Below are 26,041 nucleotides of genomic sequence, written 5' to 3'. Positions count from 1 at the left end.
AACAATACAATCTAGTTCAGATTGTGAAAAAAAAGATAGGTAAAAAATAATGGAAACAGATAGAAAAAGAGGGAGGAGAAAACTCCCCCCGGAAGAAATACGAGATACCACTATAAAATTCAGAGTTAACGAAAAAGAGCTTGCTCATTTGAATGATCTAAAAAACAAAGCTGGTATTGAGTTGGGTCATTTAATAAGGCAGGAGCTTTTAAGATCGGAGCCGAGAAATAAAACATTACCAAAGATAAATAACGATGCTTTATTGGAATTAAAAAAAATAGGCAGCAATATAAACCAAATGGCTAAAATGTTAAATTCTAGGAATGACACTCAAACACTCGATCAATGGAGGCTTTCTATTAAAAAGATAAGCAGGGTTTTATCTGGTTTAGAAGAGGTAAGTAATGAAGAGCAAAATAAAACGAGGTAAAGGATTTAAAGGCTGTTTACAATATATTTTTTCTTTGAAAAAAGATAAAGAAGATAAGCCTGCTCCTGATTTTATTTGTTCCAATATGATTGGAGAAAATACAAAAGAACTTACTCAAGAATTCACTCAAACAAGAAATATCAGGCCAGATATTGATAAACCTGTATGGCATACCAGTTTAAGTCTTACGCCAGAAGAAGAAAAATTAGGCCCTGAAAAATGGCAAGAAATAGCAGAAAATTATCTTGAGAAAATGGGTTTTGATTTAGCTAATAATCAATATGTTGTTGTGAGACACAACGACACAGAGAAAGACCATATACATATTTTAGCCAATCGTGTTGGCCTTGACGGTACAGTTTGGTCTGGAAAATTTGAGGCGTTGAAGTCCATTGATGTCTGTCAGGAACTCGAAAAATCACACGGCTTAACTATCACAAAAGGGCTTGATAGAAGCGATAAGCCAGGCGTAAAAACCCCAACCAAAGAAGAGATAGAAATGGGTTTGAGAGAAGGTTCTAGGCCTCCTCGTATCGTGTTGCAGGACACGATTACAGAGGCTATGGCTGATAAGCCAGACACAGCTTCTTTCCTCGAAAGAATGGAAGCAGCAGGGATTACGGTAGCTTTCAACAAAGCCAGCACTGGCAGGATTTCCGGCGTTAGTTTCGGTTATGCCGGCATTCATTTCAAAGGTAGTCAGCTTGGCAAAAAGTTTGGCTGGAACAAGATAGCAGAGGTATTAAATTATGAGCAAGATCGCGACTTTACACACATTAGAGACATCAACACCACAATCGACGCTGCAAGAGTTGAGGGAGCTGAATCAGCAGGGCCAGTTGCTGAACAGCCAAGTTCAACTCTTACAACAGACGCTGAAAGAAACCCAAGCTTTGAAAATCGAAATGTCGGAGACAATTCTGCAAGACCTGGCAACAACATTGGAACCAGTGATCGAATCTCTATCGATTACAACGAAAGCCTTCCAAGAACTGGACTTAACAGTGGACAGGAACAAAACGTTTATAGAAAGCCAAAGCAAAACAATAGCAACAGCATCAACAGACTTAAAGATCGTATCAGCAGACTTAAAAAAGATTTTAAACGCAAATCGAAAAGCAGATGGAACACATCTGGTTCAAAAAATATTAATAGGTTCGTTGGCATTAATAACGGGATTATCGGTGGGAGCGTTAGTCGTATTTTGGACTATGCAGAAACAGCCATCAATAACGTTAGACAGTCGAGCCGTAGCGACTTACATATTACAGGGAATGAAAAAATAAGAGCTTTAAAATTGCGTTTGGGAATTATTAAACCAACATCACCACCAACAACAAAGCCAACAACAGGAACAGGCTCAGGAACAACGACAGGAGGGGGAATAGGCGGCCGAACTCGAAGAAAGGATACAGAGGATATTGCTTTGGAACGTCAAAAAGAAATGGCTAAAAAATTGGAGAAAGCTCTTAAAAGGGACGTTGAGCAGGAAAATCAGCGGGTTACCATAAATAAAAAGAATATGAAGATTGGCTCAACGTAAAAGCTGATCGTTTATACCGATCAGTTTTGTAACTTACGATAGGTGATAACTATCAAAATGATCTGAATTGATCGTTATAAACGATTCGACTAAAGAGTGCACGAAGTTAATTATGTCAGTAACTTATAGGGATCTTTTTTGAGGAAAAATCATGTCGGAATGTCCATTTTGCAAAGCCCACATACCAGAAGGTGCATCAGTGTGTGGTAGTTGCGGAGCAGAAGAGGTGGTGGGCTATGTTAGTCAACAGACAGTCAAAGCTCTGGTTGCAACTGGTGCATTGATCGGGGTTCCTGCTGGTATCGCCATTGCGGTGATTTTCCGTTCACCTCCTGCGTTTTTGGCATTTACGCTTGCTGTAACTTTTACACCACTTATTATTGTTAAACTCAAAAACAAAGATAAAGCTTCTTGGATTAGACGTTCAGCTAAATAAAGGGGACTCCTCCCCTTTTATTTCTAAGCTAAACCTATGCTTGCTAGTTAAGGCATTTAACAAACCAACTATTTTTATTATCATCTTGACATATTAGATATTTATATTAAAACAAGGGATAGATACAAAAAAAGCCAGCTGTATTTTGCTGACTTTTTAGGGACTAGAAAAGTTTACAGACTTTTGAAGCCTTGTAATCAAGTTAAGAAAGAACTCGATTACGAATATATATTTAATACAATACGAAAATATATTTGTCAAATCCAACCTTTCACTTTTACAACCTTCATTACTCAATTCAAAAACTGGTCTCCAAAAGCAATCATTTTATTCTGTTGTATCAGATCTTAACTATGTGGAAATAAAGGGTATGTCCATAGATTTGTTGATTGTTAGTAAAGATGGGGAGTGCAACGTATTACTAAGCTCGAAGCGCACGCCTAAGTTGTTGGGTGATTAATCTGGTAGGGTATGAGAAAACACGGCCAAAAACGTGGATAGATTAGCACAAATAACAATATGGCTTGTTTCCGGGAGTGTTGCAGAGTTCCTGTATTGGAAACAATATAGTTCTCTAAGCCGGAACGGTTGAAACCTGGGATAAAACAATATACATATATGTGTTAAACCTGATTTTTGGCAGCGCCTATCTTCGATTTTTGTTCATATTTTTTGAACGAATTCGGGGAGGGCGAAGCCTGGGATAAAACCCAGGCAAGCCTGATAAACAGTCAGGCGCACATTAACAGGCGCCATTAATACCCTTCGATAGACAATTTAATATAAGAAAGAAATTATGGTCTGGACCTCCCATATTTATCTTTTAAATTTTTATTTTAATTAAATCCAACTCACTAAAAGATATATCTTTTCTTTTTTCATCGTAAAAAGCTTGATAGAATTTGAAATCCTCCCGTTCTGACTCTAAACATTTCCTCTCGATAACTTTCATGATTTTTATTTTTTCATCAAGTTTTGTTTTGATGCCAAATATCATCCCTTTTAATGAGGAAAAATCATAAGGCAAAAGTCTGTCAGCTAAATCTTTATGTTCTGAGAATGTATCTGAGATTATTATTCTATACTCATTTTCGTATTCCCAGTCTTTAGATTTAACGGTAATATCTCTATAAAATTCTTTCCAGTAATTTTCTCTCCATAATGAAGTTGATTCATTCATTTCCTGCGCACATAAACTCATTTTACCTTCAAAAGAGTACCAAACTTTATTGAGAACCGGTACAGGTAATCGTCCTAGCTTTCTAAAGAAATCAACTTTACCATAGCCTTTCACATAGTCTATGGCGTATAATTTATGCAATACATTATCGTAGATTGCACCATCCATTCCATACCCTACTCTTCTTTTCAATTTTAAAAAGTGCTCTCCATCTTTTTCTTCACCGTTAAAGATTAGACATACTCCAGTGTGATTATCACCATAGCTCCCCCAAACAGATGAGTTTCTGCACTCTGACATAAAACAAGCTGTATACCAGTTAGGAAATACTAGTTTCTCCAATTGACGGATATATTCATTAGGGAAATCCAAGAAAACCAAATTCTTATTTTTTGTTTTGGAAGATGTTTTATCGGTTAAGCGATTTATTATGTCCATCTGTTCAAATGTATTCTTGTGGATAGAGAACATAGTATCAATATTTTCCGGACTTATATCAACTTCTATATTTTTAATAAAATCAGAATCGATTACATTCCTTATTGGTTTTTCATAGTCGATATCAGGCGTTACATTATCCTGAGAAACCAACCCATTTATTTGATAACAACCATGAATGATATCAATTGCTAAAAAATGCACCAGTCTAATATAAAAAAACAACTCATTTCGTCTTACGACAGAGCTTCTATTAGATATATCATTTATTAATTTTATTATTATCTGTTTTGAAAAGAATGATTTTGACACTTCATTAAATAAATTTTCGTACTCAGGAGTTGGAAATGTAAAGTCAGTCAACACTGGTATATCTTCTTCTGAAAGCGGATGCTCTTCCCCTGATATCCACAATAAAGAATAACTTCGTTCGAGGCAAAATAAATAGTGTTTAAATAAATTTTTCCAAATTATCTCATCCCCATCCCAGAAGTAATCCCTGAAACCTTCAATTGGATCATTTAATGACGATGGCTCAGCGAAATAAATAACTTGCCTTTCTAACTCTTGATATTTTTCACCAATCAGTTTTTCAACACTTCTAAACCTATAAAATTCCTTAGTCATATCATCTCCATAATTAAATAATAAATTAAAGGGGCAATGGTGGGTATTCTTTAGAAGCTAATAAAGAGTTATATAAAATAGGTGATTTTGATAATATGTTTAGTTCGATTCTTTGTAAAGCTTCTCTTAGTCTTTCAAACTCTGGTTCCGCATAACGTTCCGTTGGGTCGACAGTATTTCTATGATTCAGCAATCTTTTAACTACTGCATAAGAGGTTAGCTCTTCTGCAACACGTCCGAAAGTTCTCCTTAAATCATGCATACCTAACTTAACGATCGCAGCTTCCTCACAGATTTTGATACGGAGTTCTTTCGAATCCGAATAATGCCCTGTTCTACTAAACTTTGATCTGGCTGGAAACACATACTTTTCTTTTCCAATAGAGCCTATACTAACCTGGTTAACCAAAAACCTTCTTTCATCAAGAATACGATACATTGCATCGCATATTGGCAACGTATGATTATTCCTATTTTTTGTATCATAGAAGAATAGCACTCTATTTTTAAGATCTACATAGTTAGTTCGCTTCGCTTCTTCGTCTGTTAACTTTTCTCTCCAACATAATGAAGCTGATTCCTCTTTCCTTGTTCCGGATAGAATTGTCACTAGTAAATAGTCAGCACCTAACCTGTTAGTAAACCTTTTATAATAAAGTGCATCTAGAAACTGTTTTAAAGTATCGTTAGGAGATAGAGGGTTGCGGATATTTTTTTCTCTATAACTATCTTCTAACTCTGAACGCGTTCTATATTTTTTCTGTACAGCCAAAATTGAAAATGGATTATAAATAATGCTAGGCTGTCTTTGTTGCGTTTGAGCATTAATGGCCTCAATCTCAATAGCATATTTTACTGCAACATTTATCCATCTGAATGTTTGTTCAGCGGCTGTTCGTGCTTTGACAGCTATTTCGTCAAACTTTTTTAATATCTCATTTCCACTGAGATCTTTCACTCGTAGGTTAGCCCAATCAGATAACCTATTTTGTGCTTTATCGAAAACAAGCAGAGTATTGGGTTTAGCTGGCTTTGAACGTGTAGTTAAATGCCTTCTATATTGCTCAAAAATCTCTTTTATCATTAGTTCCGAAGCATGTGTTTCTCGTTTGACTTTATTTGGATTACGCTTCGTCTGTTTCATCTGTTGAACATAACGACGGGCTTCATCACGGGCTTGTGCGATGTTATCAAAGTCGCTAACGCTACCAAGGGTAGCCCTAATCACTTGCATACCAGAATCCGAGTCAGAAACCCTTCTCTGTATATAGTAAACCTTCTTGTTGGTTGAAACCTTTACACCAAATCCGACTGGCGCGTCACGATGAGCATCTGTGATAAAGTACGGTTTACGGTCTTCGTTAAGCTCAAAGATCAATTGGCCGTCAGGTAAGATCCTCGGCTTAAAATCAATAGATAATGTCTTAGCCACAAGCTGTTGATTTAGATTGATTTTCATATGATTTGTATACCAGTTATTTTTTTGTTCAGCAGCAAGAGTAGCTGATATACATATAGTATACATTTTTTCGCAGTGAGTGTGTTTATGTATATCAAAACACACTCACTCCAGAGTTTTATAAAATGGAAAAACAGAGTAAAATCAACGATAAAAGCGCCATAATTAAAGGCGTTGAAACTCACACGCCCATGATGCAGCAGTACCTGCGTCTGAAGGCCGATCATCCTGATATCCTGCTGTTCTATCGCATGGGTGATTTTTATGAGCTGTTTTACGATGACGCAAAACGCGCTTCACAGCTGCTGGAAATCTCACTCACCAAACGCGGTGCGTCTGCAGGCGAACCCATTCCCATGGCAGGCGTTCCCTATCATGCGGTTGAAGGCTATCTGGCGAAACTGGTCCAGTTAGGTGAGTCGGTGGCGATTTGTGAGCAGATTGGTGATCCCGCGCTGAGCAAAGGCCCGGTAGAACGCAAAGTGGTGCGTATTGTCACCCCCGGCACCATCAGCGATGAAGCATTATTGCAAGAGCGCCAGGATAACCTGCTGGCGGCTATTTTTCAGAGCCAGCGCGGTTTTGGCTATGCCACGCTGGATATCAGTTCCGGGCGCTTCCGGTTGAGCGAACCTGGCGAGCAGGAAACCATGGCCGCCGAATTGCAACGCACGAATCCGGCTGAATTGCTCTACCCCGAAGATTTTCAGGCGATGCCGCTCATTGATCAGCGTCGTGGCCTGCGCCGCCGTCCGCTCTGGGAATATGAAATCGATACCGCGCGCCAGCAGTTGAATCTGCAATTTGGCACGCGCGATCTCAATGGGTTTGGCGTCGAACAGGCGCATCTGGCATTGCGCGCGGCAGGTTGTCTGCTGCAATATGTCAAAGACACCCAGCGCACCTCCCTGCCCCATATCCGCTCGCTTAGCATGGAGCGTCAGCAGGATAGCGTGATTATGGATGCCGCCACACGTCGCAACCTCGAAATCACGCAGAATCTGGCCGGAGGGACGGAAAACACCCTCGCTGCGGTTCTGGATAAAACCGTTACCCCGATGGGCAGCCGCATGCTGAAACGCTGGCTGCATATGCCATTGCGTGATGTCGAAACCATCGCACGTCGTCAGCAATCCATTGCGGAATTACAGGCGCACAGCGAAGAGTTACAACCCGTGTTACGCCAGGTAGGCGATCTGGAACGTATCCTCGCCCGTCTGGCGCTGCGCACCGCCCGCCCACGCGATCTGGCCCGTATGCGCCACGCTTTTCAGCAGTTGCCGGAACTGAATGCCTTACTGGAACAGGCCGAGGCTCCTCAACTGATTCAGCTGCGTACGCAAATGGGGGATTTCAGTGAACTACGCGAACTGCTGGAGCAGGCGATTATTGAGTCTCCGCCGGTATTAGTCCGTGACGGAGGTGTGATTGCACCCGGTTATAACGCTGAACTCGATGAGTGGCGAGCACTGGCTGATGGGGCCACCGATTACCTCGATCGTCTTGAAATCCGCGAACGGGAAAAACTCGGGCTGGATACCCTTAAAGTTGGCTTTAACGCCATTCATGGCTATTACATCCAGGTCAGCCGTGGTCAGAGCCATCTGGTACCCATCCACTATGTGCGCCGTCAGACGCTGAAGAATGCTGAACGCTACATCATTCCAGAACTGAAAGAGTATGAAGACAAGGTCCTGACCTCAAAAGGCAAAGCACTGACGCTGGAAAAAGGTCTTTACGACGAGCTTTTCGATCGCCTGCTGCCGCACCTGGAAGCGCTGCAATTAAGCGCTGCTGCACTGGCCGAGCTTGATGTGCTGGCTAACCTGGCGGAACGTGCCTGGACTCTCAACTATTGCCGTCCGGTGCTACAGGATAAAGCCGGTATCCGCATCACCGGCGGTCGTCACCCGGTTGTTGAGCAGGTGCTGAAAGAACCCTTTATCGCGAATCCATTATCACTCTCCACTCAGCGTCGTATGCTGATCATCACCGGACCGAATATGGGTGGTAAAAGCACTTATATGCGCCAGGCGGCATTGATCGCGCTGATGGCGTGGATCGGTAGCTTTGTTCCGGCTGAGGAAACGGTGATTGGCCCCATCGACCGTATTTTTACCCGTGTCGGTGCAGCTGACGATTTGGCCTCAGGACGCTCTACCTTTATGGTGGAAATGACCGAAACCGCCAACATCCTGCACAACGCTACCGAAAACAGCCTGGTACTGATGGATGAAATCGGTCGTGGTACCTCAACCTATGATGGCCTGTCGCTGGCCTGGGCCTGCGCCGAAAGCCTGGCCAACCGCATTAAAGCGATGACGTTGTTCGCTACCCACTATTTCGAGCTGACCACGCTGCCAGAAAAAATGGAAGGTGTGGTTAACGTGCATCTCGATGCCGTGGAACATGGTGACACCATCGCCTTTATGCACAGCGTCCAGGACGGCGCAGCCAGTAAAAGTTACGGTCTGGCTGTAGCGGCGTTAGCAGGTGTACCTAAAGAAGTCATCAAACGTGCACGCCATAAACTGAAAGAACTGGAAGCCCTTTCGGGCAGTTCAGCAGCCTCGACGGTAGAAGGTTCGCAGCTGCCGCTACTGGTAGCAGACACGTCACCGGCAGTTGAGGCACTGGAAGCGCTCGATCCCGATACCCTGACACCACGTCAAGCTCTGGAGTGGATCTATCGTCTGAAAACGCTGGTGTAGAAGCAGCAGGATGGCGGCAGCCCGCCACCATCCTGAATAACAGGCATAAAAAAACGGTGACCAGATGGTCACCGTTTTTATGTAGCGATTACGGTTTATTCACGAAACAGCGCTTCGATATTCAGGCCCTGAGTCTGCAGGATTTCACGCAGACGGCGCAGACCTTCCACCTGAATCTGACGGACACGCTCACGGGTCAAACCGATTTCGCGGCCAACATCTTCCAGCGTTGCCGCTTCATAGCCCAACAGGCCAAAACGACGCGCCAGCACTTCACGCTGCTTGGCATTGAGTTCAAACAACCACTTGACGATGCTTTGTTTCATATCATCGTCCTGCGTGGTGTCTTCCGGGCCGTTATCTTTTTCATCGGCCAGGATGTCCAGCAACGCTTTTTCGGAATCACCACCGAGTGGCGTATCAACCGAGGTAATGCGCTCGTTGAGACGCAGCATACGGCTTACATCATCAACCGGTTTATCCAGCTGCTCGGCGATCTCTTCGGCACTCGGCTCATGATCGAGCTTGTGAGAAAGTTCACGCGCAGTACGCAGATAAACATTTAACTCTTTAACAATGTGGATAGGCAGACGAATGGTACGGGTTTGGTTCATGATCGCCCGTTCAATGGTCTGACGAATCCACCAGGTGGCGTAAGTCGAGAAGCGGAACCCACGTTCAGGGTCAAACTTCTCTACTGCGCGAATCAGGCCGAGATTCCCCTCTTCAATCAGGTCAAGCAGAGCCAGACCACGATTGCTATAACGACGGGCAATCTTCACCACCAGGCGCAGGTTACTTTCAATCATGCGGCGGCGAGAAGGAATGTCGCCTCGTAATGCGCGGCGGGCAAAGAACACCTCTTCTTCCGCCGTTAATAATGGAGAATAACCAATTTCTCCGAGGTAGAGCTGCGTCGCATCCAAAACGCGTTGCGTCGCACCCTGTGACAACAACTCTTCTTCCGCTACATCGTTATCACCAGGTTCGTTCTCAACGAGAGCCTTCTCATCAAAAACCTCAGCTCCGTTCTCCTCGAATTCCGCATCTTCGTGTAACTCGTTAACTTTCAGCGTATTCTGGCTCATAAGCGGCTCCTACCCGTGATCCAAGGGCAGAACACCTGGGTTCTGCCGGATTATCGTTGCGGTAAGTAACGCAACGGATTTACGGATTTCCCCTTGTAACGAATTTCAAAATGCAATCTTACTGAGCTGGTTCCGGTGCTACCCATGGTAGCGATTTTTTGCCCAGCTTTAACTTCCTGTTGTTCCCGGACCAGCATAGTGTCGTTATGGGCGTACGCACTCAGGTAGTCATCATTGTGTTTGATGATGATTAAATTACCGTACCCACGGAGCGCGTTGCCTGCGTATACCACCCTACCCGAAGCAGTGGCGACAACAGGTTGTCCACGCGAACCGGCGATATCGATCCCTTTGTTTCCGCCTTCCGCAGCGGAGAAGTTATCGATGATCTTCCCATCAGTCGGCCAACGCCAGCTTCCCACTGGGGTTGTGCTATCCGTTGTGCTGCTGACTGTGGGCGGTGCGATAACCGGAGCTGTGGTCGTTGCCACATTATTTGCCCCTTTCGACGGCAGCAATTTGCTGCCTGAAGAATTACCCGAATCATCAGAATACGTAATAACAGGTTGCTGTGCAACCGGGGTCGATTTAATTTGCGAAGAACCCGGTGTAACGGGTACGCCGCCCTGAGTTGCATCGGCCGCAGTGATAGCGTTACCACCGGTAATTGACTGTCCGGATCCATTACCAACCTGCAACGTTTGCCCGGCGCTCAGGCTGTACGGGGCGGCGATGTTGTTGCGTTGAGCCAAATCGCGAAAATCGTTGCCGGTAATCCAGGCAATATAGAACAGGGTATCGCCACGCTTGACGGTGTAAGTCTCACCGCCATAACTACCTTTAGGAATATTCCCATAATTGCGGTTGTATACAATATGACCATTTTGCGTCGTCACATTATCATTACCACTAATCATTCCGCCCGAGGCGGGCGCAGAAGGTACACCACCACTTAACATTCCGCCACGAGGCATTGTCGGTACACCGCCGCCAGAGGCGTCGCTCATACCACCGTTTCCACCAATCTGACTAATGGGTGCCTGTGTGTTATCGCTGGAGCTACAGCCTGCCAGCCAGAAACCGACCACTGTCAGTGCCGCCAGACGGCGTAATTGAAATATTGTGCTTCCCGTGCTCATTGATCCCCCGTGATGGCAATCCTGGATATAACTGTGACTGCGTTAGCCGCATTTTACACTGCGTAATGCGTCCGAAACGGCCTTTCGCTTTGATTAACAAGGATAGTAGCAAGATCAACTGCGCCATGCTATGTAACAGTTGTGAACAAGTACGAAGCGCTTTAGGCCAGATCGCCCTGTACTAAAGGCACAAAGCGGACGGGTTCGATGATCTCTTCAATCATCTCATCTCCCTGACGACGCAGACGTTTCAACACTTGCTGATCTTCTCCAACCGGCAGCACCATTCTGCCGCCGTCGCGCAATTGCGCTATCAGCGCAGTCGGAATTTCAGGTGGTGCTGCGGTGACGATAATGGCATCGAACGGACCGCGTGCCGCCCATCCCTGCCAGCCATCACCGTGGCGTGTGGAAACATTATGGAGATCGAGCTGCTTCAGCCGACGTTTCGCCTGCCACTGCAACCCTTTGATGCGTTCAACGGAATAAACGTGGTTAACCAGATGGGCCAGAATGGCAGTCTGATAGCCGGAGCCGGTGCCGATTTCCAGCACACATGCGTCGGCATTCAGTTCCAGCAGCGCTGTCATGCGCGCCACCATGTAGGGCTGTGAAATGGTTTGCCCGCTGCCAATCGGCAGTGCGACATTGTCCCAGGCTTTGTGTTCGAAGGCTTCGTCGATAAAACGCTCACGCGGCACATCGGCGATGGCTTTCAGCAGATGTTCATCATGGATGCCCTGCGCGCGCAGTTGCGCCAGCAGGGTTTCGACGCGCCGACTCACCATGCCAAATCCACCTCCGCCTGGGTCAGCCATTCGCTTAACACCAACTGCGCCGCTGGCGCGGTCAGGTCGACATGCAACGCGGTGATGGAAACGTAACCGGCATCAACCGCCGCAAAATCAGTATCCGGACCCGCATCCAGCTTTTCGCCCGGCGGCCCGATCCAGTACAGGGTGTTACCACGCGGATCCTGCTGACGAATCACCTGATCGGCCGGATGTCGGCTGCCGCAACGCGTCACGCGGAAGCCTTTCACTTCTGACAGGGGTAAATCAGGTACATTGATATTCAGGATGCGGCCGGTACGCAGCGGCTCACGCGTCAGGGCGCGCAGCAACGCGCAGGTCACTGCGGCTGCGGTAGCGTAATGCTGATGACCATTAAGGGATACGGCCAGCGCCGGTAGCCCGAGATGACGTCCCTCCATGGCAGCGGCTACGGTGCCAGAATAAATCACGTCATCACCGAGGTTCGGCCCGGCATTGATACCGGATACCACGATATCCGGGCGCGGTTGCATCAGGGCATTCACCCCGAGAAACACGCAGTCAGTCGGAGTGCCCATCTGTACAGCAATATCGCCGTTTTCATGGGTAAAGGTACGAAGCGGTGTTTCGAGGGTCAGCGAGTTTGAGGCACCGCTCCGATTACGATCGGGTGCCACCACCTGCACTTCAGCAAATTGGCGCAGCGCGCGCGCCAGAGTCTGAATGCCAGGAGCATGAATTCCATCATCATTACTCAGCAATATCCGCATCGTTACCTTCTTGTTGGAGAAGCTCACGCACCACACTGGTGGCATAACTGCCCGCAGGCAGCCAAAACTCCATCTCCAGCGTCACATCATCCCACCAGTTCCAGCGCAACTCTTTTGGCACCACGCGCATTGCACGTCGTGCCGCATCAACACGTTCACGCTCAAGCAGTGTAATCAATTCTGTCGCACCTGCCAGGCTCTGCTGTTCAAATTCAAGCGCTTCCGCCTGGGTGCCCCAGCCACCACGCCCGGCTAACGGGGCGGTGATACGCAGCTCATCCTGGTCCACACGCTGTTGCAGTTCGGCCAGTTCTTCGGCCTGCGCGACAAACCAGCTACCACGCCCGGTCAGCTGCAATGCATCACCGCTGATGACCGCATCAAGGCTATTGTCACGCTGTAAGCGGGCGCTGGTCACCTGATTAAACAGATGGCTACGTGTCGCCGAAAGCAGCAGGCCTTTTTTGTTACGATCGCGTGGGCGAAAGCTATCCTGCGCCCACTGCCGGGCCTGCGTCAGATTATTACCATCGCGCCCGAAACGCTGCTCGCCAAAATAATTCGGCACACCGCTTTTCTGAATTTTCTGTAAACGCTGTTCTACCTCGGTACGATCCGAAATTTGACGGATCACCAGGCGAAACGCATTTCCCGCCAGCGCACCGGTACGTAGTTTACGCTTGTGGCGCACAACCTGCAGAATTTCCACACCTTCAAGCTGAAATTCAGACAGATCGGGCATAGCGTTACCCGGTAAACGGAAGCAAAGCGTCTGTTCCGTCACCGCATGACGGTCCTTCATCCCGGCATAGCTGAGATCGCGCACGTGCACACCTAAAAATTTCGCCAGCGCTTCCGCGACGAAACGGGTGTTACAACCGATTTTACGGATACGCACCAATAGCTGTTCACCTTCGCCATCATAGGGATAACCGAGATCCTCAATAACGACAAAATCTTCCGGATTGGCTTTAATCACCCCAGTCGCGCGCGGTTCACCATGCAGGTACAGCAATTCACTCATGCCGTTTCTGCCTTAATCAGCAATGCAACCGCTTCACAGGCAATGCCTTCGCCGCGCCCGGTAAAACCCAGTTTTTCTGTAGTCGTGGCTTTGACGTTGACCTGATCCATATGGCAACCAAGATCTTCGGCGATATTCACGCGCATTTGCGGGACGTGCGGCAGCATCTTCGGTGCCTGGGCAATGATGGTGACATCCACATTACCAATCTGGTAACCCTTCTGCTGGATGCGACGCCAGGCTTCACGCAGCAGGCCACGGCTGTCCGCGCCTTTATACGTGGGATCGGTATCGGGAAACAGTTTGCCGATATCGCCCATCGCCACCGCCCCCAGCAAGGCGTCAGTCAGCGCATGTAACGCCACATCACCATCGGAATGCGCAATAAAACCCTGTTCGAAGGGAACTCGCACCCCGCCAATCACCAGAGGCCCCTCGCCTCCGAAGGCGTGCACGTCAAAACCGTGGCCGATACGCATCATGCGCTCTCCTGTAACTGAATCTGGGTAAGATAGAAGGCCGCCAGCGCCAGGTCTTCTGGCCGCGTCACCTTGATGTTATCACTGCGACCGCTCACCAGTTCGGGATGGTAGCCGCAGTATTCCAGTGCTGATGCCTCATCGGTAATGGTCGCCCCTTCATTAAGGGCGCGCGTCAGGCAAGCCGTCAGCAGTGCGTGAGGGAAGAATTGCGGCGTCAGCGCATGCCATAAATTTTCACGCTCAACGGTATGCGCAATGGCCGCTTTGCCCGGTTCGGCACGCTTCATGGTGTCACGCACCGGTGCAGCCAGAATCGCTCCCACTTTACTGTGCTGACGCACGGCCAGCAGGCGTGCTAAATCATCGGGATGCAGGCACGGACGCGCCGCGTCATGCACCAGCACCCACTCCCCCTGCTTCACTGCCTGCAACCCCGCCAGCACGGACTCAGCGCGCGTATCGCCGCCGGTGACGCGCAGCACGCGGGCATCCTGCGCCAGCGGCAAGGTGTCAAACCAGCCATCATCGGGGCCGATGGCGACCACCACCTGTTTTACGGCAGGATGCGCCAGCAACCGCGCGACGCTGTGTTCAAGAAGGGTGAATTGACCGATGGTCAGATACTGTTTCGGGCAGGCCGCCTGCATGCGGCTGCCAATACCGGCAGCGGGCACTACGGCGATCACATCCGCAGAGGAAGAAAGGTTGTTCATGGTTTATCGTTGTTGATTTTGCGCAGCTTGTTGCGCGTTACGTTTGTTCTGGTCCGGCACCAGACGATAGAAGGTTTCACCGGGCTTGATCATGCCCAGTTCATTGCGTGCGCGTTCCTCGATAGCCTCAGAACCGCCGTTGAGATCGTCAATTTCGGCGAACAGCTGATCGTTACGCGCTTTGAGTTTGGCGTTATTCGCCTGTTGTGACGCGACGTCATCATTAACGCGCGTATAGTCATGAATCCCGTTCTTACCCAGCCACAACGAATATTGAAGCCAGCCGAGCAGTACGAGTAGCAATAACGTCAGTTTTCCCATCCCCGCCCCCTGAAAAACGGCTCAATCATCCCATAACTTCGCGCCGGACTCCACTCCAGCAGCGAAAATGCCGTTCACAGGCGTTTGTCCGTACAAATAATGACGCAGATGATGAGAACATCGGCAGGTAAAGTTTTGTAACCAGCCGACGCGTTTGCACATCAGGCACAGCTTACCAGCCGGAGAGAAATGAGAAGAGTAGCCAGAACAGGCATACCACCACGATTGCCGTGACCACCCCGCTCCAGAACAAATGACCACGCAGCATCAGGCTGAAGACAATACCAATCAGCACCGAAACCGGCAGCAGGGCGAGGAAGAATGGCCAGGTATAGAGGAAGAAGAACAGCGTATTGGAGCCGTAGAGCAGGAACGGAATTGCCAGAGCGCACCAGTACGAGAGAAAACCAATCACACCACCCGGTAACGACGAGCGCGGCTCATCCTGGGGGAGTTCATCTTTGCGTGCCAGCATAGGGGTAACGTTCTGCATAGAGTTCCTGTTGACGCGAAGCGCGGCAAACCATAATGATTTGCCGCTGTCTATTCAGGATCTGATGATATCGCGGTGGCGCAGCAGGTCTAACAATTGGGCGGTCAGTTTTGTAACCAATTGTTCACCATCCAGGTGGATTTCCGGCACTTCTGGCGCCTCATAAACGCTGTCGATACCGGTGAAATTCCGCAGTTCCCCGGCACGGGCTTTTTTATACAATCCTTTCGGATCGCGTGCTTCGCACACTGCCAGCGGCGTATCGACAAACACTTCAATAAACTGGCCTTCTGCCAGCAGGTCGCGCACCATCTGGCGCTCGGCACGGTGCGGGGAAATAAAGGCGGTCAGCACCACCAGCCCCGCATCTACCATCAGTTTTGCCACTTCACCGACGCGACGAATATTTTCTTTACGATCGTCATCGCTGAAGCCGAGGTCACGGCATAAGCCGTGACGCACATTGTCACCATCCAGCAGATAGGTACTGACGCCCAGACGATGCAGCGCCTGCTCCACTGCACCTGCTACCGTGGATTTTCCCGAGCCGGACAGCCCGGTAAACCACAGTACCACACCCTGATGACCGTGCTGCTGCTCACGCTCAGCGCGCGTCACCGGATGGTCATGCCACACCACGTTTTCATCGTGTTGCGCCATTACTGACCACCCAGCAGATCGCGTGCATTCCAGTGTGGGAAATGACGACGAACCAACGCATTCAGTTCCAGCTCAAAGTCGCTGTACTGACCAGCCTCAGCGCGGCTGGCACTTTGCGGTTCTTCAATCATGCCCGCGCCGACGGTAACGTTGCTCAGACGATCAATAAAAATCATGCCACCGGTGACCGGGTTCTGGCGATACTGATCCAGCACCATCGGTTCATCGAAGGTGACTTCGACCAGCCCGATACCGTTCAGCGGCAGGCTGTCAGCACTGCGTTTTTCCAGCGTGTTGATCTCAACCTGATAAATCACTTTTTCCACGCGACCACGGGCTTTCTTACCGGCAATCTTCACATCATAGCTCTGGCCTGGTTGCAACGGCTGCTCAGCCATCCACACCACGTTGACGGTGGCGGATTGCACCGATTTCAGCTCCGCATCAGCGTCTACCAGCAGGTCGCCGCGACTGATGTCGATCTCATCTTTCAGCACCAGGGTGATAGCCTCGCCAGCGCCTGCCTCCGGCAAATCACCGTCAAAAGTGACGATGCGCGCGATAGTTGATTCCACACCCGACGGCAGCACTTTCACGCGCTGCCCCACTTTCACCACGCCTGACGCCAGCGTACCGGCATAGCCACGGAAATCGAGGTTCGGGCGGTTAACATATTGCACCGGGAAGCGCATCGGCTGATGATCAACCACGCGGTTCAGCTCTACGGTTTCCAGCACATCCAGCAGCGTCGGGCCGCTATACCACGGCATGCTCTCGCTCTGTGAGGCAACGTTATCCCCTTCCAGCGCCGACATCGGCACAAAGCGGATATCGAGGTCTTCCGGCAGCTGTGCCGCGAAATCGAGGTAATCCTGTTTGATCTGTTCAAACGTGTCCTGTTTGAAGGACACCAGATCCATCTTGTTGATCGCCACCACCAGATGCTTAATGCCCAGCAGCGTCGAGATAAAGCTGTGACGACGGGTCTGATCCAGCACGCCTTTACGGGCATCAATCAGCAGAATCGCCAGATCGCAGGTTGAGGCACCGGTCGCCATATTGCGCGTGTACTGCTCGTGTCCGGGGGTGTCCGCGATAATGAATTTGCGCTTCTCGGTGGAGAAGTAACGATAAGCCACGTCAATGGTGATGCCCTGCTCACGCTCGGCCTGCAAACCATCAACCAGCAGTGCCAGATCGAGCTTCTCGCCCTGCGTGCCGTGACGTTTGCTGTCGTTGTGCAGTGAAGAAAGCTGATCTTCATAGATCTGACGGGTATCGTGCAGCAGACGGCCAATCAGTGTACTTTTGCCGTCGTCCACGCTACCGCAGGTGAGGAAACGCAGCAGGCTTTTGTGTTGTTGCGCGGTCAGCCAGGCTTCCACGCCGCCCTGATCGGCAATCTGTTGTGCAATAACGGTATTCATCTGCGTCTCCTTAAAAATAACCCTGACGTTTCTTCAGTTCCATCGAACCGGCCTGGTCGCGGTCAATCACGCGGCCCTGGCGTTCGCTGGTAGTGGAGACCAGCATCTCTTCAATAATTTCCGGCAGCGTTCGTGCTTCGGATTCCACCGCACCGGTCAGCGGCCAGCAGCCGAGGGTACGGAAACGCACCATACGCTGTTTGATCACTTCACCCGGTTGCAGGTCGATACGGTCGTCGTCCACCATCATCAGCATGCCATCACGCTCCAGCACCGGACGTGGTGCGGCAAGATACAGCGGCACAATCTCGATGTTTTCCAGGAAGATGTATTGCCAGATATCCAGTTCGGTCCAGTTGGAGAGCGGGAACACACGGATGCTCTCACCTTTGTTAATCTGGCCGTTGTAGTTGTGCCACAGCTCCGGTCGCTGGTTTTTCGGGTCCCAGCGGTGGAAGCGGTCACGGAATGAATAGATACGTTCCTTGGCGCGCGATTTCTCTTCATCACGGCGTGCGCCACCAAACGCGGCATCAAAGCCGTATTTGTTCAGCGCCTGCTTCAGCCCTTCGGTTTTCATGATGTCGGTATGTTTGGCACTACCGTGTACAAACGGGTTGATGCCCATCGCCACGCCTTCCGGGTTACGATGTACCAGCAACTCAGCACCCATCGCTTTGACGGTGCGATCGCGGAATTCGTACATTTCACGGAATTTCCAGCCGGTATCAACGTGCAGCAGCGGAAATGGCAGCGTGCCCGGATAGAAGGCTTTGCGCGCCAGATGTAGCATCACCGAGGAGTCCTTACCGATGGAGTACATCATCACCGGATTACTGAACTCGGCCGCCACCTCGCGGATGATATGGATACTCTCTGCCTCCAGCTGGCGCAGATGAGTGAGTCGGTTTTGGTCCATAATTTTTCCTCAAGCCAAATTGACAACGGCGGACTCGCGAGTCCCCTGCTGTGCCGAATGTTGAAACCAGGCCAGTTGCCCGTGCAAATTCACAACTTCGCCAATCACCAGCAATGCTGGCGTCGGCGCGGTGGCGGCCAGCGCCTCCAGTTGGGCTAAGGTGCCGGTCAGCACCTGCTGATCCTGACGCGTGCCGCGGCCAATCACCGCAACAGGCGTCGCTGGATCGCACCCGTGTTCAATCAGTCCGGCGGCAATCTCCGCCGCCTTCACCGTGCCCATATAAATTGCCAGCGTCTGACGCGCGCGTGCCAGTGACGGCCAGTCAATACCGTTGCTGTCTGCCCGGCAGTGACCGGTGATAAACAACACGCTTTGCGCATGGTCACGATGGGTTAAAGGGATACCGGCATAGGCGGTTGCGCCCGCTGCCGCAGTGATACCCGGCACCACCTGAAACGGGATACCGGCAGCTTTAGCGGCCTGCAACTCTTCACCGCCACGACCAAAAATAAAGGGATCGCCGCCTTTCAGTCGCACCACGCGTTTACCTTCCAGCGCCAGCTTCACCAGCAGCTGATTGGTCTCTTCCTGTGACACGGAATGGGCACCGGCGCGTTTACCCACGCAGATACGATCGGCATCGCGTCGTACCAGTTCCAGCACCTCATCACTGACCAGGTGGTCATACAGCACCACATCGGCCAGCTGCATCACCTGCAAGCCACGTAGCGTCAATAACCCGGCATCACCGGGACCGGCACCGACCAGGGTGATTTCGCCTGGGTTATCGCTGTCATTCTCCAGCTCACGATCCAATGTGCGACGCGCTTCATTAACGTTGCCCGCCGCCATCTGGCTGGCGAACAGGCCGTTGAAGGCGCGCTCCCAGAAACGACGGCGTTCTGACATCTGGCGATAACGTTGTTTCACTTTGTCGCGCCACTGCCCGGCAACGAGGGCCATTTGCCCGAGATTCGTGGGCAACAGGGCTTCAATTTTTTCCCGCAGCAGACGCGCGAGTACCGGTGCGGTGCCACTGGAGGAAATCGCCACCACCAGCGGGGAACGATCAACAATCGACGGGAAGATAAAGCTGCATTTCGGCTGGTCATCCACCACATTCACTAGCTTGTGGCGCGCGTTGGCAGCGTCGAAGACCTGGCCGTTAAGGATGTTGTTATCTGTGGCGGCAATCACGAGGAACACGCCTTCCAGCTGTTCCGCATCAAAGGTTTGCGCTACCCACTCAATGGCCGCAATCTCATGCAGTGCCTGCAACTCATGGCCCAGCTCACGCGCCGTCACCCGCACATGCGCACCGGCACGCCGCAGCAGTTCAATTTTGCGCGCAGCGATGTCGCCACCGCCGACAACCAGCACCGGACGGTTTTTGAGATCGGCAAAGAGAGGCAGATAATCCACGTTAACCTTGTTAGTTTTACAATAAGTTAACGCGACTATACGTCCCCGCCTTCTGGCAGATGAAATTACGAATTGGAATGAGTAGTTACCGAATGGAATAACGACCCGGGATTGCTGAGAACATTTTGTGCTTAGCAAATGATATTGCTGGTGTTTCGGAGCAAATCAAATTGTGTAATAGCGGTCACAGTTTCATACTGAAGCACAATTTTTTTCGCACGACGGGATGTCAGAAAAGGACACACTATGTTTGCCACCCTCCGCCGCGTCCTGCTGGCAGCAGCGATAGCGGGCGGTTTTCCTCTCCTTGCTCAGGCTGCCGGGAACGTACCCGGGCAATTTGCCGAACAACAATTGCGTCATATCGCAACCTATTATCCGGGTCGCATGAGCGGCAGCCCGGCAGAGCTGATGACCGCAGATTACCTGCGCCAGCAATTCACCCAACTGGGTTATCAGAGCAACACCCGCCAGTTCAATACCGGCTATAACTGGCGCGAAAAGCAGGGCCAGATGCGCTGGCATAAAGTGACCGCCACCTCGGTGATTGCCGCCCGCGCGGGCAGCGCACCGCAGGAGATCCTGATTGTGGCGCATCTCGATACCTGGACACCGCTCAGCAGCCGTGAAACTGACAACAATATCGGCGGCCTGCGTTTGCAGGGCGTGGATGATAACGCTTCCGGCCTGGGTGTGATGCTGGAGTTAGCCCAGCAGCTCAGCAAAACGCCTTTACATTATGGCGTACGCTTTGTGGCGCTGAGTGCCGGTGAAACCGGTCTGCATGGCATGGATGATTATCTGTCACGCATGAGCGCCAAAGAGAAGAAAGACACCCTGCTGGTGATCGATCTGAACAGCCTGATCGTCGGCGATCATCTCTACTTTAACAGCGGCATGAATACGCCATCGGCGGTGCGCAAGCAAACCAGCGCCCGCGCCGTGCAGCTGGCGCACCGCTTCGGCATCTCTGCTGCCACCCATACGCTGGCGGCACGTGATTTTCCCGGGGAGAATCCTTTTGATAAGGCGGGTATGCCGCTGCTGGATGTCACCGCCAGCAACTGGGCGCTGGGAAATAAAGATGGTCAGCAGCAGCGCGCGCGCAGCTCCCACTTCCCGGATGGCAGCGTCCGTCATCAGACCGAGCGCGATAACCTGGACTATCTCGACCACTGGCTGCCAGGCCGCATTACCCAACGCACCCATGAGAGCGTGAGAATCCTGTTGCCATTGCTCACCGAGCTGGCGAACCCGACAACATGAGGAACTGATATGTACGTGGTTTATCTGAACTATTTCCGTCCGGTAGAAGAAGTGGAAGCCCTGCTCGCGCCCCATATTGCATGGCTGGATCGTTATTTTGCCAGCGGTGCATTTATTGCGGCCGGACGTAAGGATCCACGCACTGGCGGAATGGTGATGGTGAAAGAGATGCCACGGGACGAGCTGGATGCGATTCTGGCGGAAGATCCCTTCGTGGCGGTGGCGAATTATGACGTCACAAAGGTGAATGTGACGCGGGCTGGCGAGGATTTTGCCGGTTTAACCGGAATTTAATGACGAACCGTAGCGGCGCAATTTATCGCGCGATCTTTTAAAAGACGCGCGATAAATCGCGCCGCTACGGGTGTATATCATCAGCCCTCGTGCAATCCGCACTCACGCTTCAGACCGAAGAAACGCGTTTCTTCTTCCGCCATGCCGGGTTCCCATTTCTTCGTGGTATGCGTATCCCCCACTGACAGGTAACCCTCATCCCACAGCGGATGGTATTTCAGGCCATGCTGTTTCAGGTACTGATGCACCTGGCGGTTATCCCAGTCGATAATCGGCAGAACTTTAAAAACACCACGCTGAATCGCCAGTACTGGCAGATGTGCCCGGCTGCCGGATTGATCACGGCGCAGGCCCGCAAACCAGGTTTGCGCCCCCAGCGTTTCCAGCGCGCGGTTCATTGGTTCCACTTTATTGATCTGGTTGTATTTCTCGATCCCTTCGACACCCTGCTCCCACAGTTTGCCGAAGCGTGCTTCCTGCCACGCAGGCGAGGTATCAGCACGGAATACCTGCAAATTCAGGTTGAGTTGCTCAGTCAGCTCATCGATAAAGCGATAGGTTTCCGGGAACAGATAACCGGTATCGGTCAGAATCACCGGAATCTCCGGTTTCAGCCGGGTGACCATATGCAGCAACACCGCCGCCTGAATACCAAAGCTGGACGAGAGTACAAACGCACCAGGCAGTTGCTCCAGCGCCCAGTTCAGACGCTCTTCTGCCGATTGTTTTTCCAGCCGGGCGTTGGTTTCTGCCAGCGCCATTACGCGATCAATTTTCGGTAAATCATTCAGTGCGGAAAGATCGAGTACCGTCATACTGCCTCCGGGTCCCAAAAATCACGGGCAGGATCAACCACTGGCTTCACGATGCCCGCGCGAATCACGAAGTCGCCAAAACCTTCTTCACCTTTGCGTTCTTTGGCCCAGCGTCCCACCAGCTCATCAATGCTGGCGAGGATCTCGCCTTCCGTGATGTTTTCACGATACATACGCGGAATACGGGTACCGATACGGTTGCCGCCAATATGCAGGTTGTAACGACCTGGCGCTTTGCCCACCAGACCGATTTCGGCCAGCATGGCACGGCCACAGCCGTTAGGACAACCGGTAACGCGTAGCACTATGTGCTCCTCACCAACGCCATGACCATGCATGATTTCTTCCACTTTGGTCACGAACGACGGCAGGAAGCGCTCGGCTTCAGCCATCGCCAGCGGGCAAGTCGGGAAAGATACACAGGCCATCGAGTTTTCACGCTGCGGCGTCACCTGTTCCATCAAACCATGTTCACGGGCGATGGCTTCGATCTGCGCTTTTTGCTTCTCCGGCACCCCCGCCACGATCAGGTTCTGGTTGGCAGTCAGACGGAAATCACCCTGATGCACTTTGGCGATTTCGGCGATACCGCGTTTCAGCGGACGGCCCGGATAATCCAGCAAACGACCGTTTTCAATAAACAGCGTCAGATGCCATTTCTTATCGACACCCTTGATCCAGCCAATACGGTCGCCACGGGTGGTGAATTCGTACGGACGCGTCGGACCGAAGGTCAGTCCGGCACGTTTTTCCACTTCCGCTTTAAAGGTTTCCACGCCCACGCGTTCCAGCGTGTATTTGGTTTTGGCGTTTTTACGATCGGTACGGTTGCCCCAGTCACGCTGCGTGGTCACCACGGCGGCCGCGACATCCAGGATTTTCTCCACCGGCAGGAAGCCAAATTCGCTGGCGGTGCGCGCGTAAGTCGCTTTGTTGCCGTGATCGATCGACAGCCCACCACCCACCAGCAGGTTAAAGCCCACCAGCTTGCCTTTCTCAGCGATAGCAATAAAGTTGAGATCGTTAGCGTGCAGATCCACATCGTTATGCGGGGGGATCACCACCGTGGTTTTAAACTTACGCGGCAGGTAAGTCTCACCGAGGATTGGCTCCTCATCGGTGGTGGCAACTTTTTCCTGATCCCACCAGATCTCCGCATAGGCGCGGGTTTTCGGCAGCAGGTGCTCCGACAACTTTTTCGCCCATTCGTAGGCTTCCTGATGCAGCTCAGATTCCACCGGGTTCGAGGTACACAACACGTTACGGTTGACGTCGTTAGCGGTTGCCAGCGCATCAAGACCGACTTCATGCAGCATCTGGTGGGTCGGCTTGACGTTCTTCTTCAGAATGCCGTGAAACTGGAACGTCTGGCGGTTGGTCAGACGGATACTGCCGTAAATGGTTTTGTCGGTGGCGAATTTATCAATCGCCAGCCACTGGGTCGGCGTGATGATGCCGCCCGGCAGACGGCAACGCAGCATCATGGCATGGCGCGGTTCGAGTTTCTGCGCCGCACGCTCGGCACGGATGTCACGGTCATCCTGCTGGTACATACCGTGGAAACGGATCAGCAGGAAGTTATCGCCGTTGAAGCCGCCGGTCAGACCATCATCGAGATCTTCAAGGATGGTGCCACGCAGATAATTGCTTTGCTTTTTCAGACGCTCGGCATCAACAAGTTTGCCTTCAACGACCAGCGGTCCAGGGTGTTTTTCACTCATTAGTAAACGTCTCGCTGATAACGGCGCTCAATGCGCAGCTCACTTAAAAACTCGTCAGCCGTTTCACGATCCATTCCACCGTGCTCGGCCACCACATCCAGTAATGCCTGCTCAACGTCTTTCGCCATGCGATTGGCGTCGCCGCAGACGTAAAGGTGCGCGCCTTCTTCAATCCAGCGCCACACTTCCGCACCTTTGGCACGGATTTTATCTTGTACGTAAATCTTCTCTGCCTGGTCGCGTGACCACGCCAGATCGATATGGGTCAGCAGACCGTCTTTGACATACTTCTGCCACTCAACCTGATACAGGAAATCGTCGGTGAAGTGCGGGTTGCCAAAGAACAGCCAGTTTTTGCCGCCTGCACCCTCGTTATCACGCTGCTGCATAAAGGCGCGGAACGGGGCGATGCCGGTACCGGGTCCGATCATGATCACCGGCGTTTCCGGGTTGGCAGGCAGACGGAAGTTGTCGTTATGTTCGATAAACACGCGAATGTCGCTGTCTTCTGCCAGACGATCGGCCAGCCAGGTCGAGGCACCGCCGCCACGTACCCGTCCATCGATGTCGTAGCGCACCGCACCCACGGTGATGTGCACTTCAGTTTCGTTCTCAGCCTGCGAGGACGCAATGGAGTAAAGACGCGGTGTCAGCGGGCGCAGCAGCCCGGTTAACTGCTCAGCATTCAGTTCGGTCGGTGCCTGACGCACCATATCGACAATTGGCAGGCTCTGCGCATAGTGTTGCAGTTTCGGTTTGTCACCCACCAGTGCCAGCAGCGCATCGTTGCGCGCCAGCGCGGCATAATGTTCGACGATCTGCGGCGTGTTCACCGTCAGCTCGAAATGACGTTGCAGAGCATCAGACAGCGCCAGGGTTTCACCGTGGATAGTCACCGGCTCGTCACCTTTCAGCCACAGCAGTTCCAGCAGCTCGGTTACCAGCGCCGGATCGTTTTCATACCAGACACCGAGGGCATCGCCCGGCTGGTAACGCAGGCCCGAATCGCCGAGGTCGATTTCGATATGACGCACGTCTTTATCGGAATCACGCCCGGTGATTTTCTGGTTCACGGCAAAGCTGGCCGTCAGCGGCGCTTCTTTGCTGTAAGGACTGCTGTGTAGTTCGTTAACACTGCCCGCTGCGGTGATAGCTGCAATGGCGGGTGCTTCAGTCGGCACACGCGCTTTCAGGATGTCGGTAATTTGCTTACGCCAGGCGCTTCCCTGTTCGGCATAATCCACATCCGCATCAACGCGATCCAGCAGACGCTCAGCACCCAACTCGGCCAGGCGGCTGTCAAAGTCCTTACCGGCTTTGCTAAAGAATTCGTAGGACGTATCGCCGAGACCAAATACGGCAAAAGCCGCGCCCTTCAATTGCGGGGCTTTTTTCGACATCAGGAATTTATGCAGCGCCACCGCTTCTTCCGGCGGCTCGCCTTCACCCTGGGTGGAGGTCACCACCACCAGCAGCTTTTCCTGACCAATTTGTTTGAATTTGTAGTCACCGGCGTTGACCAGATTAACGCTCAGTTTGGCGGCCAGCAGGTCATCACGCAGTTGTTCCGCCAGTCGGCGTGCATTGCCGGTTTGTGATGCGGAGATCAACAGGATGGTCGGCACGTCGGCCTGCACTGGCGCAGGGGCAGCCACGGCTCCTGGCGTCTGGTTGACCATGCCCCAGAAATAACCCGAAAGCCATGCCATTTGGGTGGTAGAGAAATCGGTAGTCGCCGCCTGTAAGCGCGCGAGTTGCTCCGGGGTTAGCGGCAGCAGTGAACCTGGGGGTGCCTGAGTCGTCATCGCGTTAAAAATTCCAGTATCAGAAGTCCGGACCGTAAAATGGCGGAAGAGTGAGTAGGTTACCGGCCCGTATATTAACGAT

Annotated in this window: 24 protein-coding genes; 6 read left to right on the top strand and 18 right to left on the bottom strand. The window is 51.1% G+C overall.

The genetic code is table 11. The features are described 5' to 3' along the window. The first annotated feature begins 49 nt into the window (after positions 1–49). The 3 genes from RCF31_RS17630 to RCF31_RS17620 all read left to right on the top strand — a co-directional run bounded on the left by RCF31_RS17630 (position 50) and on the right by RCF31_RS17620 (position 2,409). Positions 50–430 (top strand): plasmid mobilization protein, encoded by a 381-nt coding sequence (locus RCF31_RS17630; protein ID WP_416411838.1) that lies wholly within the window; start codon positions 50–52, stop codon positions 428–430. Then, a complete protein-coding gene (locus RCF31_RS17625) occupies positions 405–1,973 on the top strand; it encodes a relaxase/mobilization nuclease domain-containing protein (protein ID WP_416411837.1) in 1,569 nt (522 codons plus the stop codon). Before RCF31_RS17630 ends, RCF31_RS17625 begins: the two co-directional genes overlap by 26 nt. Before the next feature lie 151 nt (positions 1,974–2,124). Then, complete coding sequence (locus RCF31_RS17620) at positions 2,125–2,409, top strand: hypothetical protein (protein ID WP_416411836.1); 285 nt, start codon at positions 2,125–2,127, stop codon at positions 2,407–2,409. A gap of 823 nt (positions 2,410–3,232) precedes the next feature. Here RCF31_RS17620 and RCF31_RS17615 read toward each other — a convergent pair. Further along, on the bottom strand, positions 3,233–4,654 hold the full coding sequence (locus RCF31_RS17615) for a DUF2971 domain-containing protein (RefSeq protein ID WP_416411835.1): 1,422 nt from the start codon (positions 4,652–4,654) through the stop codon (positions 3,233–3,235). Between the two features lie 25 nt (positions 4,655–4,679). Continuing rightward, the gene (locus tag RCF31_RS17610; RefSeq protein ID WP_416411834.1) at positions 4,680–6,113 is read right to left on the bottom strand and encodes a tyrosine-type recombinase/integrase; all 1,434 of its coding nucleotides are present in this window, start codon (positions 6,111–6,113) and stop codon (positions 4,680–4,682) included. 125 nt (positions 6,114–6,238) lie between these two features. On the opposite strand from RCF31_RS17610, the gene mutS reads away from it, so the two are divergent. Continuing rightward, entirely contained in the window at positions 6,239–8,824 is a 2,586-nt protein-coding gene (gene mutS, locus RCF31_RS17605) for a DNA mismatch repair protein MutS (RefSeq protein WP_416411833.1), read from the top strand. A gap of 95 nt (positions 8,825–8,919) precedes the next feature. Here mutS and rpoS read toward each other — a convergent pair whose 3' ends face one another. From rpoS to cysG, 13 genes are all read right to left on the bottom strand, one after another. After that, positions 8,920–9,912: an RNA polymerase sigma factor RpoS gene (rpoS, locus tag RCF31_RS17600; protein WP_013510222.1), complete on the bottom strand. Its 993-nt coding sequence runs from the start codon at positions 9,910–9,912 to the stop codon at positions 8,920–8,922. Positions 9,913–9,962: 50 nt separating this feature from the next. After that, positions 9,963–11,051 carry a murein hydrolase activator NlpD gene (gene nlpD / locus RCF31_RS17595; RefSeq protein ID WP_416411832.1) on the bottom strand — a complete coding sequence of 363 codons (1,089 nt, stop codon included), beginning with the start codon at positions 11,049–11,051 and terminating at the stop codon, positions 9,963–9,965. Between the two features lie 161 nt (positions 11,052–11,212). Beyond that, entirely contained in the window at positions 11,213–11,839 is a 627-nt protein-coding gene (locus RCF31_RS17590; protein ID WP_084876460.1) for a protein-L-isoaspartate(D-aspartate) O-methyltransferase, read from the bottom strand. Beyond that, complete coding sequence (gene surE, locus RCF31_RS17585; RefSeq protein WP_084876461.1) at positions 11,833–12,594, bottom strand: 5'/3'-nucleotidase SurE; 762 nt, start codon at positions 12,592–12,594, stop codon at positions 11,833–11,835. Before surE ends, RCF31_RS17590 begins: the two co-directional genes overlap by 7 nt. Beyond that, positions 12,575–13,618: a tRNA pseudouridine(13) synthase TruD gene (gene truD / locus RCF31_RS17580; protein WP_416411831.1), complete on the bottom strand. Its 1,044-nt coding sequence runs from the start codon at positions 13,616–13,618 to the stop codon at positions 12,575–12,577. The genes surE and truD overlap by 20 nt, the downstream gene beginning before the upstream one ends. Then, positions 13,615–14,097: a 2-C-methyl-D-erythritol 2,4-cyclodiphosphate synthase gene (gene ispF, locus RCF31_RS17575; RefSeq protein WP_416413285.1), complete on the bottom strand. Its 483-nt coding sequence runs from the start codon at positions 14,095–14,097 to the stop codon at positions 13,615–13,617. Before ispF ends, truD begins: the two co-directional genes overlap by 4 nt. Next, positions 14,097–14,813: a 2-C-methyl-D-erythritol 4-phosphate cytidylyltransferase gene (ispD, locus tag RCF31_RS17570; protein ID WP_313685474.1), complete on the bottom strand. Its 717-nt coding sequence runs from the start codon at positions 14,811–14,813 to the stop codon at positions 14,097–14,099. Before ispD ends, ispF begins: the two co-directional genes overlap by 1 nt. Positions 14,814–14,816: 3 nt before the next feature. Continuing rightward, complete coding sequence (ftsB, locus tag RCF31_RS17565; RefSeq protein ID WP_013510229.1) at positions 14,817–15,134, bottom strand: cell division protein FtsB; 318 nt, start codon at positions 15,132–15,134, stop codon at positions 14,817–14,819. Between the two features lie 172 nt (positions 15,135–15,306). After that, positions 15,307–15,627 carry a DUF3561 family protein gene (locus RCF31_RS17560; RefSeq protein ID WP_084876464.1) on the bottom strand — a complete coding sequence of 107 codons (321 nt, stop codon included), beginning with the start codon at positions 15,625–15,627 and terminating at the stop codon, positions 15,307–15,309. Between the two features lie 54 nt (positions 15,628–15,681). Further along, entirely contained in the window at positions 15,682–16,287 is a 606-nt protein-coding gene (cysC, locus tag RCF31_RS17555) for an adenylyl-sulfate kinase (protein WP_416411830.1), read from the bottom strand. After that, positions 16,287–17,714 (bottom strand): sulfate adenylyltransferase subunit CysN, encoded by a 1,428-nt coding sequence (gene cysN, locus RCF31_RS17550; protein ID WP_416411829.1) that lies wholly within the window; start codon positions 17,712–17,714, stop codon positions 16,287–16,289. Before cysN ends, cysC begins: the two co-directional genes overlap by 1 nt. Positions 17,715–17,724: 10 nt before the next feature. Next, a complete protein-coding gene (gene cysD / locus RCF31_RS17545) occupies positions 17,725–18,633 on the bottom strand; it encodes a sulfate adenylyltransferase subunit CysD (RefSeq protein ID WP_084876467.1) in 909 nt (302 codons plus the stop codon). A 9-nt stretch (positions 18,634–18,642) separates the two neighbouring features. Further along, positions 18,643–20,058: a siroheme synthase CysG gene (cysG, locus tag RCF31_RS17540; RefSeq protein WP_416411828.1), complete on the bottom strand. Its 1,416-nt coding sequence runs from the start codon at positions 20,056–20,058 to the stop codon at positions 18,643–18,645. A gap of 246 nt (positions 20,059–20,304) precedes the next feature. On the opposite strand from cysG, the gene RCF31_RS17535 reads away from it, so the two are divergent. Together RCF31_RS17535 and RCF31_RS17530 are read left to right on the top strand one after the other, a co-directional pair. Next, positions 20,305–21,324, top strand: coding sequence for an aminopeptidase (locus RCF31_RS17535; RefSeq protein ID WP_416411827.1), 1,020 nt, complete (start codon positions 20,305–20,307; stop codon positions 21,322–21,324). A gap of 9 nt (positions 21,325–21,333) precedes the next feature. Further along, positions 21,334–21,618, top strand: coding sequence for a YciI family protein (locus RCF31_RS17530; RefSeq protein WP_416411826.1), 285 nt, complete (start codon positions 21,334–21,336; stop codon positions 21,616–21,618). An 80-nt stretch (positions 21,619–21,698) separates the two neighbouring features. Here RCF31_RS17530 and RCF31_RS17525 read toward each other — a convergent pair whose 3' ends face one another. From RCF31_RS17525 to cysJ, 3 genes are read right to left on the bottom strand one after another with little or no spacing between them, the layout of a single operon-like run. Continuing rightward, positions 21,699–22,433, bottom strand: a complete 735-nt coding sequence (locus tag RCF31_RS17525; protein ID WP_416411825.1) for a phosphoadenylyl-sulfate reductase — start codon at positions 22,431–22,433, stop codon at positions 21,699–21,701. Further along, a complete protein-coding gene (gene cysI / locus RCF31_RS17520; RefSeq protein WP_299460323.1) occupies positions 22,430–24,154 on the bottom strand; it encodes an assimilatory sulfite reductase (NADPH) hemoprotein subunit in 1,725 nt (574 codons plus the stop codon). The genes RCF31_RS17525 and cysI overlap by 4 nt, the downstream gene beginning before the upstream one ends. Then, the gene (gene cysJ, locus RCF31_RS17515; RefSeq protein ID WP_416411824.1) at positions 24,154–25,959 is read right to left on the bottom strand and encodes an NADPH-dependent assimilatory sulfite reductase flavoprotein subunit; all 1,806 of its coding nucleotides are present in this window, start codon (positions 25,957–25,959) and stop codon (positions 24,154–24,156) included. Before cysJ ends, cysI begins: the two co-directional genes overlap by 1 nt. Positions 25,960–26,041: the final 82 nt, after the last annotated feature.

This window comes from Pantoea sp. App145 (assembly GCF_047947045.1).
In the GTDB taxonomy this organism is placed as follows: domain Bacteria; phylum Pseudomonadota; class Gammaproteobacteria; order Enterobacterales; family Enterobacteriaceae; genus Pantoea.
This window is presented reverse-complemented; position numbering and strand designations above follow the sequence as displayed.

Excerpts from the sequence above, each read along its gene's own strand:
- RCF31_RS17630 (WP_416411838.1), top strand. The coding sequence starts at position 50 with ATGGAAACAGATAGAAAAAGAGGGAGGAGAAAACTCCCCCCGGAAGAA.
- RCF31_RS17625 (WP_416411837.1), top strand. The coding sequence starts at position 405 with ATGAAGAGCAAAATAAAACGAGGTAAAGGATTTAAAGGCTGTTTACAA.
- RCF31_RS17620 (WP_416411836.1), top strand. The coding sequence starts at position 2,125 with ATGTCGGAATGTCCATTTTGCAAAGCCCACATACCAGAAGGTGCATCA.
- RCF31_RS17615 (WP_416411835.1), bottom strand. The coding sequence starts at position 4,654 with ATGACTAAGGAATTTTATAGGTTTAGAAGTGTTGAAAAACTGATTGGT.
- RCF31_RS17610 (WP_416411834.1), bottom strand. The coding sequence starts at position 6,113 with ATGAAAATCAATCTAAATCAACAGCTTGTGGCTAAGACATTATCTATT.
- mutS (WP_416411833.1), top strand. The coding sequence starts at position 6,239 with ATGGAAAAACAGAGTAAAATCAACGATAAAAGCGCCATAATTAAAGGC.
- rpoS (WP_013510222.1), bottom strand. The coding sequence starts at position 9,912 with ATGAGCCAGAATACGCTGAAAGTTAACGAGTTACACGAAGATGCGGAA.
- nlpD (WP_416411832.1), bottom strand. The coding sequence starts at position 11,051 with ATGAGCACGGGAAGCACAATATTTCAATTACGCCGTCTGGCGGCACTG.
- RCF31_RS17590 (WP_084876460.1), bottom strand. The coding sequence starts at position 11,839 with ATGGTGAGTCGGCGCGTCGAAACCCTGCTGGCGCAACTGCGCGCGCAG.
- surE (WP_084876461.1), bottom strand. The coding sequence starts at position 12,594 with ATGCGGATATTGCTGAGTAATGATGATGGAATTCATGCTCCTGGCATT.
- truD (WP_416411831.1), bottom strand. The coding sequence starts at position 13,618 with ATGAGTGAATTGCTGTACCTGCATGGTGAACCGCGCGCGACTGGGGTG.
- ispF (WP_416413285.1), bottom strand. The coding sequence starts at position 14,097 with ATGCGTATCGGCCACGGTTTTGACGTGCACGCCTTCGGAGGCGAGGGG.
- ispD (WP_313685474.1), bottom strand. The coding sequence starts at position 14,813 with ATGAACAACCTTTCTTCCTCTGCGGATGTGATCGCCGTAGTGCCCGCT.
- ftsB (WP_013510229.1), bottom strand. The coding sequence starts at position 15,134 with ATGGGAAAACTGACGTTATTGCTACTCGTACTGCTCGGCTGGCTTCAA.
- RCF31_RS17560 (WP_084876464.1), bottom strand. The coding sequence starts at position 15,627 with ATGCAGAACGTTACCCCTATGCTGGCACGCAAAGATGAACTCCCCCAG.
- cysC (WP_416411830.1), bottom strand. The coding sequence starts at position 16,287 with ATGGCGCAACACGATGAAAACGTGGTGTGGCATGACCATCCGGTGACG.
- cysN (WP_416411829.1), bottom strand. The coding sequence starts at position 17,714 with ATGAATACCGTTATTGCACAACAGATTGCCGATCAGGGCGGCGTGGAA.
- cysD (WP_084876467.1), bottom strand. The coding sequence starts at position 18,633 with ATGGACCAAAACCGACTCACTCATCTGCGCCAGCTGGAGGCAGAGAGT.
- RCF31_RS17535 (WP_416411827.1), top strand. The coding sequence starts at position 20,305 with ATGTTTGCCACCCTCCGCCGCGTCCTGCTGGCAGCAGCGATAGCGGGC.
- RCF31_RS17530 (WP_416411826.1), top strand. The coding sequence starts at position 21,334 with ATGTACGTGGTTTATCTGAACTATTTCCGTCCGGTAGAAGAAGTGGAA.
- RCF31_RS17525 (WP_416411825.1), bottom strand. The coding sequence starts at position 22,433 with ATGACGGTACTCGATCTTTCCGCACTGAATGATTTACCGAAAATTGAT.
- cysI (WP_299460323.1), bottom strand. The coding sequence starts at position 24,154 with ATGAGTGAAAAACACCCTGGACCGCTGGTCGTTGAAGGCAAACTTGTT.
- cysJ (WP_416411824.1), bottom strand. The coding sequence starts at position 25,959 with ATGACGACTCAGGCACCCCCAGGTTCACTGCTGCCGCTAACCCCGGAG.